Below are 18,115 nucleotides of genomic sequence, written 5' to 3'. Positions count from 1 at the left end.
CGTCAATGCCCCATCGCAGCGATCGCATCCGCGATCGCGATGGTGCGCTTCGCCATCTCGGCATGCAGGCGCTCCACCATGCGGCCGTCGAGCTGGATCGCGCCGCGGGCGGCGTTCTCCGGCTGTTCGAAGGCGGCGATGATCCTGCGTGCCTCGGCGACCTCGGCCTCGGGCGGCGTGAAGATCGCGTTGCAGGCGTCGATGTGGCTCGGGTGGATCAGCGTCTTGCCGTCGAAGCCGAGATCGCGGCCCTGCGCGCATTCTTCCGCGAAGCCGTCGATATTGCTGATGTCGCCATAGGGTCCGTCGAGGATCTCGAGCCCGTGCGCGCGGGTCGCCAGGATGCAATGCGTGATCATCGGGATCATCGCGGCGCGGCCCGGCTTCATCCGGATCCGGGTTTCGCGCGCGATGTCGTTCGGCCCGAACACGAAGCCGGCGAGCCGGACCTTGGGGTCCTTCGATGCCGCGGCGAGCTTGTCGGCGTCGAGCACGGCACGTGCGGTCTCGATCATCGCCCAGACCCGGATCGAAGAAGGCGCGTTGATGTCGCTGAGGCGATCGGCGACCGCGTTGAGATCGTCCACGGTGGAAATCTTCGGAACCAGAATCCCGTCCGGCTGCGCCTCACCGGCCATACCGATGTCGTCGACCCACCACGGGCTGTCGAGCGCGTTGATGCGGATCAGGACCTCGCGCTTGCCGAAGCCCCTGGCGGCGACCGCCTTGGCAATCTGCTCGCGCGCTGTGGCCTTGGCGTCGGGGGCAACGGAATCCTCGAGGTCGAGGATGATGCCGTCCGCCGCCAGCGTGCGGGCCTTCTCCAGCGCCCGTGCATTCGATCCCGGCATGAACAACAGGCTGCGGCGCGGACGGGTCATTGGCATTCTCCTGGGGGCTCGGGCCCCGCCACTGTCCATTGTTTGGGCATTCGGCGGAACCATCTTTCAACGCTGCCGTATCATCTCAGGATGCACGCCGAAAGTCTTGTTCCCGTCACCGGCATGTGGTTAGCCAGAGGCCATGAATTCCTTTCCGAAGCAATTGATCGACGGCTACCGGACCTTCGCGACCCAGCGATTGCCGACTGAACAGTCGCGATACCGGGACCTGTCCGAGCGCGGCCAGTTTCCCGAGACCATGGTGATTGGCTGCTGCGATTCCCGCGTCTCTCCGGAAGTGATCTTCGATGCCGGTCCGGGCGAGTTGTTCGTGGTCCGCAACATCGCCAATTTGGTTCCGGTCTATCAGCCCGACAGCAACGCGCACGGCGTCTCGGCCGCGCTGGAATATGCCGTGACCGTGCTGAAGGTGAAGAACATCGTGGTGCTGGGCCATGCCCAGTGCGGCGGCATCCGCGCCTTCGTCGACAAGATCAAGCCGCTCACGCCGGGCGACTTCATCGGCAAATGGATGCAGATGTTCATCAAGCCGGGCGAGGTGGTCGAGCAGCGCGACCATGAGAGCATGCAGGACTTCGTCACCCGCATCGAGAAGGCCGCGGTGTTCCGCTCGCTGGAGAACCTGATGACGTTCCCATTCGTGCGCGAGCGCGTCGAGAGCGGCGAGATGCAATTGCACGGCGCCTATTTCGGCGTCGCCGAGGGCTCGCTGTTCGTGCTCGACCGGGTCGCGAAGGAGTTCATCAGCGTCGCCGATGCCATGAAGGCCGGCGCGTAGGCGCGCGCTATTTATCGGCTACTCATCACCGTGATAGCCGCCCCAGCGATCCGAGAGCGCCAGCAACAGCGCTGAGATCACGAACACCAAGTGCACGGCGACGAGCCAGGTCATCCGCGTCGCGTCGAACGCGGCATCGATGTTCAGGAACGCTTCCAGCACGTGGATCGCGGAGATCGCGACGATCGACGCCAGCAGCTTCTGCTTCAGCCCGGCGAAATCGATCTTGGTGATCCAAATCGGCCAGTTCGGGTTCCCCGACGTGTCGATGCGCGAGACGAAATTCTCGTAGCCCGAAAAGACAACGATCAGAATGAGGTTGGCGACCAGCGTGACGTCGATCAGCGCCAGCACATCGAGGATGACTTCCGTCGATTTGTAGCCGGACGCATGCAGGACGAACTCCCAGAGCATGCGCACGAATTTCAGCAGCAGCACGGCAAGCGCCACCACCAGGCCGACATAGAACGGCGCCATCAGCCAGCGGCTGTTGAACAGCACATATTCGAAGCCGCGCATGATGCGCGGCGTCGGGGGGCTCGATGGGGTGGAAGCCAGCTGTTCCGACATGGTTGCGCCCCCCGTTGGTCCCCGCCGTTAGGCCGCTTTCTTCTTCGCGGTGATCAGCTTGCGGTTGATCAGGACTTCCGCGATCTGGATCGCGTTCAGCGCCGCACCCTTGCGCAGATTGTCCGACACGCACCAGAACGACAGGCCGTTCTCCACCGTCGCATCCTCGCGGATGCGGCTGATATAGGTCGCGTCCTCGCCGGCAGCCTCATAGGGCGTGACGTAGCCGCCCGGCTCGTGCTTGTCGATCACGAGGCAGCCCGGCGCGTTGCGCAGGATGTTGCGCGCCTCGTCCGCCGTGATCGGGTTGGCGAACTCGACGTTCACGGCCTCGGAGTGGCTGACGAAGACCGGCACGCGCACGCAGGTCGCGGTCAGCTTGATCTTGGGATCAAGGATCTTCTTGGTCTCCGCCATCATCTTCCACTCTTCCTTGGTGTAACCGTCTTCCATGAAGACGTCGATCTGCGGAATGATGTTGAAGGCGATGCGCTTCGGAAACTTCTTATTGATCAGCTCGTCATTGGTGTAGACGGCCTTGGTCTGCGAGAACAATTCGTCCATCGCATCCTTGCCGGCGCCCGACACCGATTGATAGGTCGCGACCACGACGCGCGTGATCGTCGCCTTGTCGTGCAGCGGCTTCAGCACCACGACGAGCTGCGCGGTCGAGCAGTTCGGGTTGGCGATGATGTTCTTCTTGGTGAAGCCGGCGGCCGCATCCGCGTTCACCTCCGGCACGATCAGCGGCACGTCCGGATCCATGCGCCAGGCCGAGGAATTGTCGATCACGACCGCACCGGTGGCGCCGATCCTGGGCGACCATTCCTTGGAGACCGAACCGCCGGCCGACATCAGGCAGATGTCGACATCGGAGAAGTCATAATGCTCGAGCGCCTTCACCTTGAGCGTGCGGTCGCCATAGGAGACCTCGACGCCGACGCTGCGGCGCGAGGCCAGCGCGACGACCTCGTCGGCGGGGAATTTACGCTCGTCGAGAATGTTGAGCATTTCGCGCCCGACATTGCCGGTCGCTCCGACCACGGCGACTTTGTAACCCATCGTTCACTCTCCGACGAAAAATGCCCGTTCCCCCGCAAGCTGCGGAAAGGGAAGAGGCAGCGCTTCTATGCGAGAAGGATTTCCGCATTGAATTCGCTGTTGTTTTTCACATTGTACCCACGGCTGTACCCACAGCCGTGTGCGTCGCCGTGATCCGGCCTGATCTATCCCTAAACCCCCTTGACCGTCAAAGGCGCGAGGAATAGGCCAGCGCGGTCGTGAGGTCGAAAGCGCCCCTCCGTGGGATAAACGTGATCACCTTGGGCAACGGGATACAGCCACCATGGCCCCGTGGAGTGCCGTTGAGCCGGCGCGTCACGGTACCACCATGTCCGAGCCTCTGTCCTTGTCCCCGCAAGGGGCCGCCGAATATCTCTCCCTCAGCAAGCCCACCATCTACCGTCTGCTAGCCGCTGGCACCATCACGGGCAAGCGCCACGGCACGCGCACCTTGATCGATGGCAAATCGGTCCGGGCCTACTACGCGAGCTTGCCGGACTACGCGGCGGGCAATTCGATCCCGAACGCTCCACAGGCAAACAAGCCGGGTAGGCGGCGCAGGGGTCGCTGACGACGGTCAGGCCTTCTTCCCGGCCCTCGGTTTGGCCGGCTCCGGCTCCGGAGCCCGCTCGATCAGCACCGCGATCATGTCGGACAGCGAGCGTTGGTCCGCCTCAGCGAGACGGGCCAGTTTTTCCTTTGTGTCCGGCCTCAGCCGTATCAGCAAAGGTTCCCGAGCCATTAACCATCCTTTCGGTTCCGGTATCGAAACCGATATCGGTTTCGCAATCGCATCGATATTCTAGCCGGGTCGGCCGTGAGCCGACAGTCAACCCGCTAGGAAATCCCCAATGGCTTTTAAGGTCCAAGTCCTAACGAAGGCCGACTATCAGCCGGCCGCACGTCACGCATCGATCCGTCACGCATGGGTCAATGTCGGCCGCTCGACGCGTTCGCGTGCGAAGGCGGAGCGCACCTTGCTCAACCTGAGGATTGATCAGCCAGACAGCACCTTCCGAATTCGGGAGATCGCCGCATGAGCACCCGTCTTGATGATCTCCTCAACGAGGCGGAGAGGCTGGCCCGTCTCACACGTGAACAGGTTCGGCTCGTTGCACAGGAAACGGCCGATCTCGCGGCCATCGATCGCATGCGCCAGTCATTGGCCGGCGGCGACGTGATCCCGTTCCCGCTCAATCGCTCGTGCCGCACATGGTTGAAGCGGCGTCCGCTCAACGGTGTGGTTCTCCCCTTCGTGCGCAACACGCAGGGCGTGACCTCAATTGAATATTCCGTGCTCTGCGCCGGCATCGGGCTTGCGATCATCGCCATCGTCTCCAGCCTCGGCGGCACGCTCGGCGCGAGCTTCCAAAGCATCGCCGCGTATCTAGGGGGCTCATGATCATGCGTGAGAACCTGAACACGCTGGAGGGCTGCCGCGCCTTCGCGCAACGCCTCCACGACGACGCCCGAGATGGCTTCGTCATCATGACAGCCACCGAGTTCGTGCGCGCCGTCGAAATCGGTCTCATCGAATACACCACGCAACAGGGAGTGAGCCTTGCAGGGCAGTTCATCGGCGAATACGCGCCGCACGTGGCGGGCAATCGCGTCCGTCTCGCCGACGCGGCTTGATGGGAGGCACGGCATGCACACTCAAAACGAAGATCGCGCCGCGCTGATCTCCGAGACGTGGACCGTGATGGCAGCGGCTCGCGATCTCGGGGACAACGTCACCTTGCTCATCTGCCGGCGAGTGATCGAGATGCATCTCGACGGCAGAGAGCCCCGCATGGCCGACGTTGCAGTGATCGCGGCATACTTCCGCTGAAATCTCCGAACGATGCGCATATGCAGACGAGCCCGGCCATTGTGCCGGGCTTTGTCTATTCTGACCCCGCGATTGCCCCGCTCGTAATTGCCAGTTGTATTCTCCGCTAACGCTCGTATCCTCATTCACGCCAAAACGCCTCGTGTGAAGTCCGGGACATCGGACAACACGCGCATTGCCGATCGCAGACGTGGCTCTGCGGTACGCAACTTATCCGACCATGGTGTCGATCCGGAGCGTCGAAGCAAATCTCCAGTCCCCATAGTGATCGGCTCGACAGAGCCGAGCCGATCATTCTCTTCTCGAAGAGGATCAGTCATGCCCGGCCGCCGGCTCACACCGTTGAAGCTCGCCTTGTCGCCATCAGCGACAGCGGAGGCGCTTGGGCTCAACTACCGGAACGTCATCAAGCCGGCGATCGAACGCGGCGAGCTTGGCCCAGTTCGTGACGTACACGGCCGGCTGAGGATCGATTGCGCAGATATCACCCGATGGCTGCACAGCCATCCCAAAGTTTTGTCCCTCGCACGAAAGAGCCGCACCCATGTTGACGCCTGACCAAACCTTCATCTGCACTCAACTCGGTGTCGTGCCCAGTGCGCACCCGGATGTAGAACTCCAATTTGAGAGCGCCGGCAGTGACGCGTCATTCGCGGATTGGCTGCAAAAGCAGCGCTCGGACAAGAGCCATTGGTTCAAGCTCGAAGCCGATGACGGGCTCGAAATTCTGTACTCGTTGAAGGCGCAGGCAGATCACGTCCGTCAACACGGCGAGGCGCAGACGCGCGCACTGCTCGCGGCGAACGGGCTCACACTGGGAAAGATCAAGCCGCGTCCATCAGTTGATCCCGCAAAACTGGAAGCATCCCAAAATCCTTGGCACTCCGGTTTTCGCGGAGATAGGCACGCGAAGATCGCATCCATGATCAAGTCGGGCATGAGCATGAAGGCAATAGCCGAGATCGCGGCAGCCGCTGGACGCACCATTTCCGGCGACCCGATCCGCAGCAAATAACAGGGGAGAGCATCCATGGCACGCAATCCGAACATCGTGCGCACGCGCGGCGGCGTGCTCGTCAACAACCAATTCCACGCGCTTCCGAAGACGCCGCACGGCCCGAACTACCTGCACGTTGGGAGTGACGTGGCCCGCTCGTCGCAATCGAAGACCTTCGGGCCGGTCGAGATCGCCCACGGGCAGAAGCGCCGAACCAAGGGAGCGCTGCATCCTCATCTGCACGGTCAGATGATCGATGACGAGACTGACACGAAGCTTCATCTCAACGCCAAAACGGTCCCGGTCGCGCACGGCATGATTACTCACGGTGCCACGATGCACGAGCGCGGTTTCGCTCCACACCCGAAACAGGCCAGTGAACATCTTCGTGCCGCTGGCGAACTCGGGCGACAGGATCGTGTCGGTGACGATTTCGATAACACCCATGTCGGGCATCGCGTCAAGAAAGGCGCATCACTGCCGGCATCGCCTCGTGGTGCGCAGTCGCAAATCACGACCAAGACGGACCGACGCAGGTGACGACATGGCGCAGCGCGGCATAATTCGAAAATGGCTCCGTAACTTTGGTGTTATCGAGCCGGTGGCCGGTTCGGACCCGCGCGTCATTGTGCACTCGACAGATTTGCCGGCGGCGTTTCGCGCTGGGAGCCCGTTCCGTGCTGGGCTGGAGGTCGAGTACGAATGGACCGATACGCCAAAGGGACGGCACGCAACACAGGTGAGAGTTATCCGATGATAGCGCTCGGCATCCTCGTTGCAGTCGATCGCGACGCCGCTGTGATCCTCGCGGATGCCGGCGAAGAGGTCAGCACGCACATCGTCTACATGCCACGTTCGATCGCGCCCACGGTTGGCCAGAGAGTGGCTTTCGAGGTCGTTAGAGAACCGGGCGAAGCGCCCTACGCGCATAGAGTGCTGTTCATCTTCTCGACGCCGCAGGCAGAGCCGGAAGTCGTAAGGAGAGCCGCTAATGGCTGATGATGTTCAACGAGGGAAGGTCCTTAAGCTTCACATTCACGAAGACGAAGAGAGCTACTACGTGATCGTGAAGCCGGAAGGCGCGACCTCGGATAAAGAGTACATCTACGTATCGCACAAGGTCGTTCGCGGTGAACACCTGCGACGCGGCGATAAGGTTGAATTCGTCCCGAACAAATTCCGCGATGCCACGTATCCGCTTCACAGCGCTGCGGCAGCGTGGCGCGCCCCGAAAGAAGGAAACTCTGATGTCGCATAAAACAAAACCTGCGCCGACGCCGAGCGCTGTCGCACGATCGCGCAAGCCAGTGACTGTGCACGCCGAGAAATCTGTCGGCACGCATCGCACGCGCGGCCGTCGCGGAAGCCATTGGCCGCACCGCGAGCCGCAGAACACGAAGGTCCCGCCGGCAAAGGTGCTCCCGGGAAGCCCCGGATCAGGTGCGGCTCCGGGTGCGAATGGCCCGCCAACAACAGGATCATGGATGCCCGGCACTGGCGGCCCAATGGGCTGTTGAGTTCAACACAGATAGAGGAGGCCGCAATGGCTCAGGAAGTCGTAGGATCAAAATTCAAGGCGGACGTTGGTTACGGCTCCGCAGCGGACACGGTCAATCCGTCATCGCTGGAGCCGGGACAGAAGGTGAAGCGCTCCGCGATCGGCGAAACGTTGCAGACCGAGGTTGATCCCGTCCCTGCTCCGCAGACGCGCTCGGTGTCCGATGCGGAGTATCCGCCGGCTCATGGAATGCGCTCGCGTTCCCACGAAGGCGGCGTCATCCCGGCCAATAGCCGATCGGTCACCAAGGTCGCGCCGCGCAGTAAGCGCTAACAGTGCGGGCTCCCTCACAGGCCCGTGCACGACTAGGCGCTCGCGGTCATCGTCCCAGTGAGCGCGGGCGCTCCACAATCAACTGAAAGAAAGAAGGTCCCCAATGGCTACCGATCTCGTAATCTTCGATCGCTATGGCATGATCGATCATGAGGCCATCCAAAAAGCGGACCTCGAAGCCCTCAGTCCCGACGTGAGGGCGGCTCTCGCTCGTGTTATCGAGACCTCCGCCCTTGTCGAGAATGCCGAGAACCGCGTCGTACAGGCGCGGAAGCGAATGGCCGAACTGTCCGCCGCTCACGATGCCGCGCACAATGCGTTGATCGCAATCCGTGGTCCCGTCGATCCTGTAGCGGAAGCTAAGAGGGTCATCGCGCTCCACAACGGCGTCACCCAGCGCGAGCCGACGATCTCCGAGCTTGCGAAGACGCACGCGGACATTCAGGCCAAGGCTCGGGCACTGGACGCGAAGTCAAAGAAGTCCGGCACGGATGACGATGCGGCCGCGCTTAACGAACTCATGGGCGCGTTGAAGGCTGCACGTGAGAAGCTGGCGCGGGCTCAGAAGATCGAAGCCGCCACGGTTGCCCTTGATCAGGCTGTCGTCGATCTCGCCGAGGTCAGGGCGGAGTATCATCAGGCGTCGGCGGCCCTCAATCCCGTGCGCCAAATCCATGCAGACGCAATCGTGGAGTGGAGCAAGCACACGAGGAAGTTGACACAACTCGATCTCGCCCGAGCCGCTGCTCAGAAGACGGCAGAGGATGCCATCGCCGCTGTGAAAGCCAATCCTGTCTCAACTGACCCGCGAGACTTGCCGATCGCGAAGGCGTTCGCTGCGAAGAAGGAAGTCGCTCGCAGCACCCGGCGCGCCTATGCGCCTCCTCCGCCTGTTCGTGGCAGCCTCATCCCGCAACCGACTGCGCCTCGTCCTGCATCCGGTCGCACACGATCCTGACTGAGATGTCCCCGTGCCGCGCGCTCTTCACCCCGCTCGTCTACTGGCTCGTGCTGCGGGTCTCCCGACGTACCAGACGGGAGAACCTTGCCGTCACTGTGGCACGATGGCGGATCGCCGCACGAGCAATGGCCGTTGCGTCGAGTGCCGCAGGCTCCGTGAGGAGAGATATGCCGCGAAACGTCGAATAGCGAAGCGGCCACCTCAAACACCCACGCAGCACGCTATGAATACCGCCGCCGCTCATCAGCGCTTTCATTACCATCCGATCTCGGCACGTTTCCCGCGCAGCGCTCTAGATCACTATGAGAAGAGCAATCTCGCCGCGCAGAACTCCGCGCATCTCGATCAACTGCTACGGGAGCGAACCAGATGCTAGTCAGCGAAGAGAAGCTAGTGGAGATCGCCGAGGCGGTCGCCGCCGGGCAGCTTGCGATCTCGCGTGCAGCAATTCAATGCGGTGTGGCGCGTCGGACCGTGTTCAATTGGCTCCAGCTTTCACAGGCCGGGGACGAACGCTTTTTGATCCGCTGGCCCGGCGATCAGCCCATCGCGTGGCATAGGGCCTTGAACATGGCCCGGAACATGGCAGCACTGGACACGAGGGGCCAATTCGAGCGGCGTTGCCTTGTCGGCCATGAAGAGCCCATCTTTTTTCAGGGCCGTCCGCAGTGGAAGGAGCGCGAAGACCTCGTGGGCCTCTCTGATGAGTTGGTCGAAATGCTGGGTTATCCCGATCGCTGGGAGAGAGACAAATTCGGCCGACGCGTTCAGCTAACGGTCCGTCACGCTCCGCCAGTGGCAGCGGTCGTGAAGTTTTTGGAGAGCAGATTTCCTGATGAATACCGGCCGCGCTCTGATCAGAACATCAACGTCAATGGCGGCTTGAACGTTGGCGTCATGTCGGTGCCAGTTCAACCGCTGCCAGCAAAAGCAGACGGCCCTCCGCCCGTACCGCCTCCGCCGCGTCGTCCGATGGTTTCAGCACCGATCGCTGAGCCCGACGCGCGTAGTACGTCGGTAGAGGCTGAGTTCACCGAGGTCGAGCCGGAGCCGTCACCGATGGCCGCAGTGGGGACAGAGCCGATCGCTGATCCTGTAGACGACGCTTTCCAGCCAGCTAAGCCAACGGCACCCGAGGTCGTGATCCGAACTTCGCCGCCGCCGGAGTATGTCCCGAGCGCGTCCGCTGGGATGTCGGACCTCCAGCGCGATTTGCTTGCGCGCCTTCGCGGCGATCCCATACAGCGATCTGCTCCGATCGGTCCCATTGGCAAAGGGACCAAGCCGCAATTGGGAGAAAAGGAATGATTGACCAAGCTCTCAAAGATCGCGGTATCGCAGCGTGGAAGGCACGAGCCGCACAACTACACGAAGAAGCCAACCGTGCCGCCGAGATTGATCTCGACGTGCCGACTTCGCTCGCATTGCGCCGGGCTGCATTCGCAGCGGAGAAGAACGCACGGGAGTGGGCAGGCTATGAGGTTCACTCGTGACGAACGCCGCAATCCTCAAGAGACAGCAGGAACAGCAGCAAGCCAGAGAGGATGCCACCTTCTCGATTGCCGACGATGACGCACGTGCGGCGGCAGCGGAGGAGCGCGGCGGGTTGGTCATTCCTGTGCTGGAGCCCGGCGGTCCGGACATAGGCGAGCTAGAAGAGCAACACCGCCGTGCGACCTTCGTCCCTCCGATGTTGTTCACCATGGACGATGAAAACGGCAACGAGACTTGGGACGACACAAGCGAGGGTCAACGCTGGGCTGCTTTGATGGGTTGGGAGCCAACGATCCCGACCGTGGATGAAATCTGGGCATGGGTCAGGTACGAAAGCGCCCTTGCCGCCCGTCGAGAATGGATACGCCGATTTGGGCAGCCCGGCTCGGAGCCGTAGGGGCAGGATGCGTCAAACGCGAGTGGCCGGACCAATACACCGGACGATTGAGAGGCCTCTCAACGGGCTCGGGAATGGCTTCAAAGGACTGTCGAAACTGTACCAAGACGAAACACCATAGCTGGCCTGTTCGAACGTCCCCCTCGGACAGGCCGATACCTGCCAATCACCCTTTTACGAGGAGGGGGACGCCATGACGAACTTCTACGGGAGAACATCGGACCTAGCCGAGCGCCGCGCGCTCAATGTGTACAGGCGACGCCGAGCGACTTGGTACGGACGCGTGCTGGAGCAATCGCAGCGAGAGGAAGAGGAGACCATGACGCTGTCGTCCCTGCTCGGTGAATGTCGGCTCAGCCTCGCGACATACGACGCGGTCTATTTTGCACCGTGCAACATCGAAGCTCGCCGGCAAATTTATTTGTCTAAACCGCGTAGACAGCCGACGCAAAACGTGATGACGCTCCCTCTTGAGGGACGCGGCCTTTCACAATGAAGAGGAGTGTCCCCAATGCCCAGCCTCAAAGATCAAATCCTCGAAAGCGTTCTGACCCACGACTGGGTCAGCTTTGCGGAGCTATCGCGCATTCCCGGTTTCGTCGATCTTGAAAACGGGTGGGCAAAACTGCATCCCGAATTCGAGAACATGATCCTTTGGTCTGGCATCTCAGACGAAGGATGCGCTGCCCTCGACGAACTCCGCGAAGAGGGGAAGATACATTGGGAGGTCGGCAACCCGTTCAGCTACATGATTGACGGTGCACGGATGCCCATGCCGTTAGCGAAGAGCGCACGCAACTACAAAACGCCCCACTGGCTTCCGGTCTTCTATCGCCCCGGCCCGATGCCCGAAGACCTGCTCAAAGCGTATGAGCGGCGAGAGGCCAAGCGCCGTGCTGATGCCATCGAAGCGTTGATGTGAAGAGGGTCCCCGATGACGATCAAGCTGAAACAGTGGCAGATTGACCGGATCGGCATGCATCCGGTCGACGGTCACGGATACACGATCGAGAAGGCTACGCTCGGTGACGTGCGCGACGGCCTCAGCGACTGGCTTCTACACATGGTCGGCGAAAAAGACTGGGTCGATGCCGAGGATTTCATTGTTGCGTGGCAGGTCGCCGTCCACATGCACAACATCGACGTGAGCCATATCGATGTACTCGCGTCGATCGCGGAAGCGCGCAAGCTGAGGGCACTCAATTATGCGTTCGATGTCGAATTGAACCGCCTCTATCCGAACCGAAAGCCCTTCGGAGATATCACGAGCGAAATGCTTACAGCGGTCAAGAAGAGCCTCGCCGTCAACGCTCTGATGTAGGCCTAGAACGACAAACGCCGCCCGAGTGGGGCGGCGCTTACGGGCGACGGTGTTACGAGCACCGAAACCGAGGAGAAAAAGTATGACGTATAATAACACGCGCGCCGAAAAGTTCAACTCCAAAATTGAGATCGCCCGTCACGAATTCCTGCGATTGAAGGCGGGCAATCCTGATGAGGTCGCGGTGCAACGCCGCGTCAAAGACATCCTTGCCAAGGCTGGCGTCGCTCGCATCGGCGATCTATCCGAGAACGCATGCGGCCCCGTCATCGTCGCATTGCGTGAAGCTCTCGTTGAGCATCTGGCGACGATTGCGCCCGTGGTGCCGCTGCCGAAGAATTGCAAATCTCCTCCGCCTCCCGGATGGCCGAAGCTCGCGACGCAGGACGTAGACGTGCTGCGCAAGCTCGTGCGCCAGCGGCCGGGATGCAATTGGGGGCTCTCGACGAACGTCATTGACGTTGACAGCAAGGACCCGAAGCCCGGCAAGCGTCGCGGAACGGAAGTCTGGGCCGAGCTTGTCGCACAGTACGGTGAGCCGGACACGTTGAAGACGGTGACACCGTCCGGCGGCTCTCACTACTTCGTTGCCGACGATCTCCCCAACACCGAGCACGGGATCGGCGATGGCATCGACACGCGCGGCGCTGGCATCGGCTATGTCGTCGCGCCCGGTAGCTACGTCGTCGCCGATGGCGACAAGGTCCGCGAGACAGGTTTCTACCGCGCCGTGACGACGCCGGCCATTGTGGTCACAGGGCTTGCGTCCGTGCCATGGGCCGTTGAGCGCATCGGCGCTCGTGTCTCCACAGACACCGTAGAGCGTGGCCTCGCGGCCGAAGTCGAGCTTGATACGGATGCCGCGATTGAGCAGGCAATCGATTTGTTGCAGAGCTACGCGACATCGCCGCGCGAGGTCGATCGCAACGGCAAGCAAATCAACGGGCCGGCGATCGAAGGCGAAGGCGGAGACGGCTGGACCGTTCAAGTCGCCATGAACGTCGGTGACCTCGGCGTCTCACGTGAGATGTGCTTGGAGTTGATGGCGGAGCACTTCAATCCCGCGTGTGAGCCGCCGTGGCTCGGCGACGATGAGGGCGACACGAAGGACAGGCTCTCGACCAAGGTCAACAGCGCGTACAACTCGCGTGAGAAGCCGCCGGGCAGTGATAGCGCCGAAGCCGAGTTCGGCGACGATCTTGTCGAGGATGCTGACGAGCTTGTACGTGAAGAGCCGCCGGCTGTGTTCAAGCCGACGCCGTTCAAGGCGTTCGATCCGAAGACCATCGCGCCGCGCGATTGGCTCTATGCGTCGCACTACATCCGCAAGTATGTCGTCGCCGATGTGGCGCCCGGCGGCGGCGGTAAGTCGTCTGTCGTACTCGCTGAGGCCGTCGCGATGGCACTCGGCAAGGACTTGCTGGAGACTGGCAAGGTCTATCATCGCCGGCTCAAGGTCTGGTACTGGAACGGTGAAGACCCGGAAGACGAGATCAAGCGTCGCGTCGCTGCCATCTGTATCCGTTACAAGGTGGACATGGCCGCTCTCGACAGCTGGCTGTTCATCGACAGCGGGCGCAAGGTACCGATCAAACTCGCCCAGACCGTCAATGGCAGTGCGACGAAGATCGCTAAGCCGCAAGTCGAAGGTCTCATCAAAGCCGCGACCGATAGCGGGATCGATTGCCTGATCATCGATCCGTTCGTGAGTTCGCACAGCCTCACCGAGAACGATAACAACGCCATCGACGCCGTGATCAAAGAAGGCTGGGTCCAGATTGCCGAACGCGGCAACTGTTGCGTGGACCTCGTGCACCACACCCGCAAGGTCGGGAGAGGGCAAGAGGTCGGCGCCTCGGACAGTCGCGGCGCATCGGCCATGGTTGACGCCGCGCGCGATGTGCGGACGTTCAACCCGATGACGGGCGAGGAGGCGGACAAGCTCGGCATTGTCGATAGCGAGCGCTGGCGATACATCCGCGTTGCCAGTGACAAGCCGAACATGTCGGCGCGTGGTGCTGTGTCGCCGTGGCGGATGCTGGACAGCGTCATGCTCGACAACAAGACAGCGGACTTCCCGGCGGACAGCGTTGGCGTCGCCGTGCCGTGGAAGCCGGAGGAGGTTGACGAGCTACAGGCTGACGTGAAGCGGGAGAAGATCGCCTCAGCGTTCTTGGCGTTGCTCGATGACGGGACGCGCGTGACGAAGCAATATGGTGGAGACATGACACAGGCCGACGCCGCGAAGACCTTGAAGGTCAGCAAGGCCGATCTCCAGAGCGCTATCGACGGGCTCCGCCGTGAGAGGCGCATCCGCTATGTGGACGCTGGGAAGAAGAGGCTCGCCGGCTGGGAGCGCGTAGCAGCGGCCGTCACCGGCCCGGGCACTGACCCGGCTGAATAGCTTGGGAACGCATCACGGGCTCTCCCCGGGGCATCCATGACCCACCTCTCACCTTGGCTTCGTTACAGGGGCGGAGCGCCCCGAGGCGCAAGCCGAAAGGGGCGCGAACGCCCCATAGGGTTATAGGGACACTCCCCCCCCCAAAGCCCACCAAAGCTCCCCTTCAAAGCCACTGATATCATTGATCAAATTTTGAAGTCCCCCAGTCCCCCATAAAAGTCCCCCTCCAAGTCCCACCGGAAGTCCCCCTGCTCGATCGGGGGTCACTGACCGACAAGATCGGCGCGAATTGCACCGTAGAACTGCTTAACGTGTTAAGCATTATGAGCCGCTCGGGGCGGCATTAACTTTCTGTTAACCATATCCTGAGTTTGAAACATTATTGCGCAACGACCGCACCTATCTTTCCATTAATTACTCAAATGGACACGGGCACGTAATAATGTTGCTAGTCATCACGAAACAGGCTTAATGCCCAGTCCTCACGCTGTATCGTTTTGGGTCATTAACCATAAATGTGCGGCGCAGCGCGTAACTACCCGTTAAGGTTTATTAGTAGGGTTAAGCCCGCGTCGAACTTAACCCTACTAATAAACCTTAACTCGCGTTAGGCCGCACCCTATGCGCTCGCTGCATATCGCCTCGTGCCAAGGTAACCATGTCACGTTCAGCACCTGTGAAACGTAGGGCCGGCTCGGGCCCACTATATTCTGTTCTCTTAACCCAGCATTAAGAATAATCCCAGCCCCCTGCTTGACACCAAATTCCTCAACGACCTCAATGGGCCAATTCGCGTTTGGGGTGTTATGGAATGCAGCATCGTTTGTATGCTAACGATCTATTCTGTATATCCGAAGGCGACCGGCCAACGTGGTTAACAGGTGGTTAAGAGGAGCTATGGGGTAGGACCCTATATTTCGGTCAAACCGAAATTGGCTATGCCCCTTGAGTGGCACACTTCCTCCGACCGCCCGTTCGAAAAATGTACGGTAGAAATTTTCCGGGAAAGTCCGGAACCTCCTCAAGTTGTACCGTACGAAATTTACCATCGTGCGCGAAAGATGCGCCTCGACCCTTAATCAATCTTGCCCGGACCATCGCTACGTGCCAGACCACGCGTGTCGGAGTTTGTTGATCTATCCTTGGCCCGTGCGCCTTGTGAGCCTTGCACCCGCAGAGCGGGGGTTGCAGGGAGAACTTCCGGCCTCATCAGAACACACCCGGGCCGGCACGGCGTCCCCCTAAAGGAGACGTTGTTATGGCTACCAAGATCAAAATCCCGTCTGCCGCAGAGATGGAAAAGCGAGCCGCCGCGTATCACGAGGCGGGCCGCGTTCGCGCGCTCGCGCTCGCGAACCTCGACAGTGCACGCGCCGCGATCATCAAGGCCGATAAGGCTTTGAGGCGAAGGCCCGTATCGCCGCGCGAGGCCCTTCGCAACGCGGCCGATGTCCCGGTATGCGCCGCGCTCTGCGACGCGGAAGACGCGTTCCGTCGCGCCGTCATCGAACTCGCCGCGTCGAGCAAGACATACCAGATGGCTTTCACGCGGTTCGTACTCGCGCCCGAGACGCCAGCCGAGCGGACGCACTCGCTTCGCGCTCGCGCTGCGTAGGAAATCGCACCATGACGAAGAAAACACCCGTCGTCGATGTGGCCGCAGAGAGGGAGCGGCAAAACAAATTGGACGTTAAGGGCGTCCGGGCCGTGACGAAGCGCGGGGGCGAGATCGCCAAGGGCACATTGACCTACGAACCGCAGCGCAAGGGCAAGCCTGATTGGCTCAAACCGCCCAAGAGCTAAACCGTTTCTTCACCACTGCCGGCAATACTCTCGTCGGGCAGCGTATCCGCCTAAAGCCGCCGCGCCGATCTCAACCCGGCGCGGCGGCTTTCGTGTTGTTCCGCGTTCGGCCGCTTGCGCGATGTCCCCGGCTCCGGGTAGGCTCTCACTGAACCGGACATGTCTTCCCGGGAGATTGCAGATGCAGAAGCCACCGCTCGATACCGCGCCGACCGAGCAGACCTTGACCCCTTACGACCACGAGCACGTCGTCACATACCTGCGTCTGCTAGATGCAGACGCCGAGGGCGCGGACTGGCGCGAGGTGGCGGAGATCGTGTTGCATATCGATCCCAAGACCGAGCCGGAGCGCGCCCGCCGGGCCTATGAGACGCATCTCGCCCGCGCCCGATGGATGGCTAATCAAGGCTACAGGCACCTGTTGCGGAGCGGCTGGCCGAGCGTGAACTAACGCTCCCGATTGTATCGGATGACCTTTTTGGTTCTCTTGCATTCGGGGCACAGGTCTATGCGTCGATCGAACCCGACAACCCGAGCAAGCTCGTTGGTCTTGTGATTGGCATGTTGGCGGACGGACAGCTTGAGTTCGGCTGCAATGCAGTCATCGCAGATTGCGGCCGGCGCACGACGCCTGATTAGATTACTCACGTCGTCCAAAACGGTCATAGCAACTCCGCCGACGCTTAGATGATACCGCGCTCTGCGGCCATGCGTCGCGTGCTTACTTCAAGATAGAGGCGACCCGCCCGGATGGCTTGTTCGTGGTTGCGAGCAGGATCAGCTAGCAGGCGCTGGAGCCGCGCCTTCCGCCACCGCTCAATGCGACGAAGGCGGCTCAGCATGGCCGGTCGCTCGGTGGAAACAGACCTCTCGCCTCTGCCTTGCATCCCGGGGTTGTAGCAGCCCAGCGGACGCGAGCGCAAGCCGTCCGAGCCCATGGTCCGCAGGACCACGGGAGCCCCCAAGGTTGTACGCTAGAAGATTAACGCGTTCACTATACGGACCGAAGCTCCTTGCGTGTCGGTGGGTCGTATGACTATCTCCAGTCTCTGCCCGCGCTGCCAAGCGCGGTGACATGTGGCAAGGCACGGCACGGTCTTTAGGCTTCAAAAACCGAAAGGACTGTACCAATGACGACTAGATCAGAAAGCGGATTGCGGCGGCTCGCTGCGCGCAATGGCTACAGGCTCGCGAAGTCGCGTAGGCAAGACCCGCTGGAAAACTGCGGAGAGTTCATGCTGATTGATTGCAGCATCAACGCTCCGGTTCTCGGCTTCAAGTATGACGCCGATCTCAACGAGATCGCGGAATTCTTGGAGTAACCCAAGGCCGAAGGCCTCGGGAGGCTGTGGCAAAAGAGCTTAGCCAACTAGGCATGGCAACGCTGAGCAACGCGCCGCAGGGACAAGGCAAAGAGGCCCGGGGTTTCTCAGCCCCCGGGCCTTTTTGCGCAAGCCGGCCGTATGCCGCTACTTAGTGCGCTGACTTGCGAGCTTTAGACAAGGTCTCGGGAGCCCTCGCACCCTTGGGCGGCAGAACAAAGAACTCGGACACGTGAGCGCCGAGCGCTTCGGCGATGCGACCCAGAAGGTCAATTGTCGGGTTCTCGGATTGCCGCTCAAGACTGCCCATATACGAGCGGTCAATCCGGGCGAGACGAGCCAGTTTCTCTTGCGAGATACCGCGATCTACGCGGAGCCTCCGTACATTCCATGCCACGAGCGCGCGAGCTTTCATGCGCCATAGCATTCCATCCGGCCGAGC

At 61.2% G+C, this 18,115-nt stretch carries 27 protein-coding genes; 22 read left to right on the top strand and 5 right to left on the bottom strand.

Annotated elements, in window-relative coordinates:
* Nucleotides 1-2: 2 nt before the first annotated feature.
* A complete protein-coding gene (locus ACVIGB_RS32735) occupies nt 3-881 on the bottom strand; it encodes an HpcH/HpaI aldolase/citrate lyase family protein (RefSeq protein WP_456719555.1) in 879 nt (292 codons plus the stop codon).
* Nucleotides 882-1,023: 142 nt separating this feature from the next.
* On the opposite strand from ACVIGB_RS32735, the gene ACVIGB_RS32730 reads away from it, so the two are divergent.
* Complete coding sequence (locus ACVIGB_RS32730) at nt 1,024-1,680, top strand: carbonic anhydrase (protein WP_456719556.1); 657 nt, start codon at nt 1,024-1,026, stop codon at nt 1,678-1,680.
* Nucleotides 1,681-1,698: 18 nt separating this feature from the next.
* Here the strand turns inward: ACVIGB_RS32730 and ACVIGB_RS32725 are convergent, their stop codons facing one another.
* Nucleotides 1,699-2,250 (bottom strand): TIGR00645 family protein, encoded by a 552-nt coding sequence (locus ACVIGB_RS32725; protein WP_456719557.1) that lies wholly within the window; start codon nt 2,248-2,250, stop codon nt 1,699-1,701.
* Between the two features lie 27 nt (nt 2,251-2,277).
* Complete coding sequence (locus ACVIGB_RS32720) at nt 2,278-3,312, bottom strand: aspartate-semialdehyde dehydrogenase (RefSeq protein ID WP_456719558.1); 1,035 nt, start codon at nt 3,310-3,312, stop codon at nt 2,278-2,280.
* A gap of 328 nt (nt 3,313-3,640) precedes the next feature.
* Between ACVIGB_RS32720 and ACVIGB_RS32715 the strand changes: the two genes are divergently transcribed.
* Nucleotides 3,641-3,883 carry a helix-turn-helix domain-containing protein gene (locus tag ACVIGB_RS32715; protein WP_456719559.1) on the top strand — a complete coding sequence of 81 codons (243 nt, stop codon included), beginning with the start codon at nt 3,641-3,643 and terminating at the stop codon, nt 3,881-3,883.
* A gap of 6 nt (nt 3,884-3,889) precedes the next feature.
* On the opposite strand, the gene ACVIGB_RS32710 is transcribed toward ACVIGB_RS32715, so the two are convergent.
* Entirely contained in the window at nt 3,890-4,054 is a 165-nt protein-coding gene (locus tag ACVIGB_RS32710) for a ribbon-helix-helix domain-containing protein (RefSeq protein ID WP_456719560.1), read from the bottom strand.
* A 294-nt stretch (nt 4,055-4,348) separates the two neighbouring features.
* Here ACVIGB_RS32710 and ACVIGB_RS32705 point away from each other — a divergent pair, with 294 nt between their 5' ends.
* The 20 genes from ACVIGB_RS32705 (at nt 4,349) to ACVIGB_RS32610 (ending at nt 17,673) form a co-directional block, all read left to right on the top strand.
* Entirely contained in the window at nt 4,349-4,714 is a 366-nt protein-coding gene (locus ACVIGB_RS32705) for a Flp family type IVb pilin (RefSeq protein WP_456719562.1), read from the top strand.
* A 2-nt stretch (nt 4,715-4,716) separates the two neighbouring features.
* Nucleotides 4,717-4,947 (top strand): hypothetical protein, encoded by a 231-nt coding sequence (locus ACVIGB_RS32700; protein WP_456719563.1) that lies wholly within the window; start codon nt 4,717-4,719, stop codon nt 4,945-4,947.
* Nucleotides 4,948-4,960: 13 nt separating this feature from the next.
* Nucleotides 4,961-5,143 carry a hypothetical protein gene (locus tag ACVIGB_RS32695; RefSeq protein WP_456719564.1) on the top strand — a complete coding sequence of 61 codons (183 nt, stop codon included), beginning with the start codon at nt 4,961-4,963 and terminating at the stop codon, nt 5,141-5,143.
* A gap of 544 nt (nt 5,144-5,687) precedes the next feature.
* The gene (locus ACVIGB_RS32690; RefSeq protein WP_456719565.1) at nt 5,688-6,158 is read left to right on the top strand and encodes a hypothetical protein; all 471 of its coding nucleotides are present in this window, start codon (nt 5,688-5,690) and stop codon (nt 6,156-6,158) included.
* Between the two features lie 15 nt (nt 6,159-6,173).
* On the top strand, nt 6,174-6,680 hold the full coding sequence (locus ACVIGB_RS32685) for a hypothetical protein (protein ID WP_456719566.1): 507 nt from the start codon (nt 6,174-6,176) through the stop codon (nt 6,678-6,680).
* A gap of 162 nt (nt 6,681-6,842) precedes the next feature.
* Nucleotides 6,843-7,139, top strand: a complete 297-nt coding sequence (locus ACVIGB_RS32680; protein ID WP_456719567.1) for a hypothetical protein — start codon at nt 6,843-6,845, stop codon at nt 7,137-7,139.
* Entirely contained in the window at nt 7,132-7,398 is a 267-nt protein-coding gene (locus ACVIGB_RS32675) for a hypothetical protein (RefSeq protein WP_456719568.1), read from the top strand. The genes ACVIGB_RS32680 and ACVIGB_RS32675 overlap by 8 nt, the downstream gene beginning before the upstream one ends.
* Nucleotides 7,399-7,683: 285 nt before the next feature.
* Entirely contained in the window at nt 7,684-7,971 is a 288-nt protein-coding gene (locus tag ACVIGB_RS32670; RefSeq protein ID WP_456719569.1) for a hypothetical protein, read from the top strand.
* Between the two features lie 103 nt (nt 7,972-8,074).
* Nucleotides 8,075-8,929, top strand: a complete 855-nt coding sequence (locus ACVIGB_RS32665) for a hypothetical protein (protein WP_456719570.1) — start codon at nt 8,075-8,077, stop codon at nt 8,927-8,929.
* A 372-nt stretch (nt 8,930-9,301) separates the two neighbouring features.
* Nucleotides 9,302-10,240 carry a helix-turn-helix domain-containing protein gene (locus tag ACVIGB_RS32660; RefSeq protein ID WP_456719571.1) on the top strand — a complete coding sequence of 313 codons (939 nt, stop codon included), beginning with the start codon at nt 9,302-9,304 and terminating at the stop codon, nt 10,238-10,240.
* On the top strand, nt 10,237-10,425 hold the full coding sequence (locus ACVIGB_RS32655) for a hypothetical protein (protein ID WP_456719572.1): 189 nt from the start codon (nt 10,237-10,239) through the stop codon (nt 10,423-10,425). Before ACVIGB_RS32660 ends, ACVIGB_RS32655 begins: the two co-directional genes overlap by 4 nt.
* Nucleotides 10,422-10,823: a hypothetical protein gene (locus ACVIGB_RS32650; RefSeq protein ID WP_456719573.1), complete on the top strand. Its 402-nt coding sequence runs from the start codon at nt 10,422-10,424 to the stop codon at nt 10,821-10,823. Before ACVIGB_RS32655 ends, ACVIGB_RS32650 begins: the two co-directional genes overlap by 4 nt.
* Nucleotides 10,824-11,016: 193 nt before the next feature.
* A complete protein-coding gene (locus ACVIGB_RS32645; protein ID WP_456719574.1) occupies nt 11,017-11,319 on the top strand; it encodes a hypothetical protein in 303 nt (100 codons plus the stop codon).
* A gap of 15 nt (nt 11,320-11,334) precedes the next feature.
* On the top strand, nt 11,335-11,745 hold the full coding sequence (locus tag ACVIGB_RS32640; protein ID WP_456719575.1) for a hypothetical protein: 411 nt from the start codon (nt 11,335-11,337) through the stop codon (nt 11,743-11,745).
* A gap of 12 nt (nt 11,746-11,757) precedes the next feature.
* The gene (locus ACVIGB_RS32635) at nt 11,758-12,144 is read left to right on the top strand and encodes a hypothetical protein (protein ID WP_456719576.1); all 387 of its coding nucleotides are present in this window, start codon (nt 11,758-11,760) and stop codon (nt 12,142-12,144) included.
* 154 nt (nt 12,145-12,298) lie between these two features.
* Entirely contained in the window at nt 12,299-14,548 is a 2,250-nt protein-coding gene (locus ACVIGB_RS32630) for an AAA family ATPase (RefSeq protein ID WP_456719577.1), read from the top strand.
* Between the two features lie 1,258 nt (nt 14,549-15,806).
* On the top strand, nt 15,807-16,163 hold the full coding sequence (locus tag ACVIGB_RS32625; RefSeq protein ID WP_456719578.1) for a hypothetical protein: 357 nt from the start codon (nt 15,807-15,809) through the stop codon (nt 16,161-16,163).
* A gap of 11 nt (nt 16,164-16,174) precedes the next feature.
* Nucleotides 16,175-16,351 (top strand): hypothetical protein, encoded by a 177-nt coding sequence (locus tag ACVIGB_RS32620; protein WP_456719579.1) that lies wholly within the window; start codon nt 16,175-16,177, stop codon nt 16,349-16,351.
* Between the two features lie 181 nt (nt 16,352-16,532).
* On the top strand, nt 16,533-16,802 hold the full coding sequence (locus tag ACVIGB_RS32615; RefSeq protein WP_456719580.1) for a DNA -binding domain-containing protein: 270 nt from the start codon (nt 16,533-16,535) through the stop codon (nt 16,800-16,802).
* Between the two features lie 679 nt (nt 16,803-17,481).
* Complete coding sequence (locus ACVIGB_RS32610; protein WP_456719581.1) at nt 17,482-17,673, top strand: hypothetical protein; 192 nt, start codon at nt 17,482-17,484, stop codon at nt 17,671-17,673.
* A gap of 151 nt (nt 17,674-17,824) precedes the next feature.
* On the opposite strand, the gene ACVIGB_RS32605 is transcribed toward ACVIGB_RS32610, so the two are convergent.
* On the bottom strand, nt 17,825-18,088 hold the full coding sequence (locus ACVIGB_RS32605) for a helix-turn-helix transcriptional regulator (RefSeq protein WP_456719582.1): 264 nt from the start codon (nt 18,086-18,088) through the stop codon (nt 17,825-17,827).
* Nucleotides 18,089-18,115: the final 27 nt, after the last annotated feature.

The organism is Bradyrhizobium sp. USDA 4341, assembly GCF_054063755.1.
Note: the sequence above shows the minus strand (reverse complement) of the source record. Positions and strands in the feature narration are given on the sequence as shown.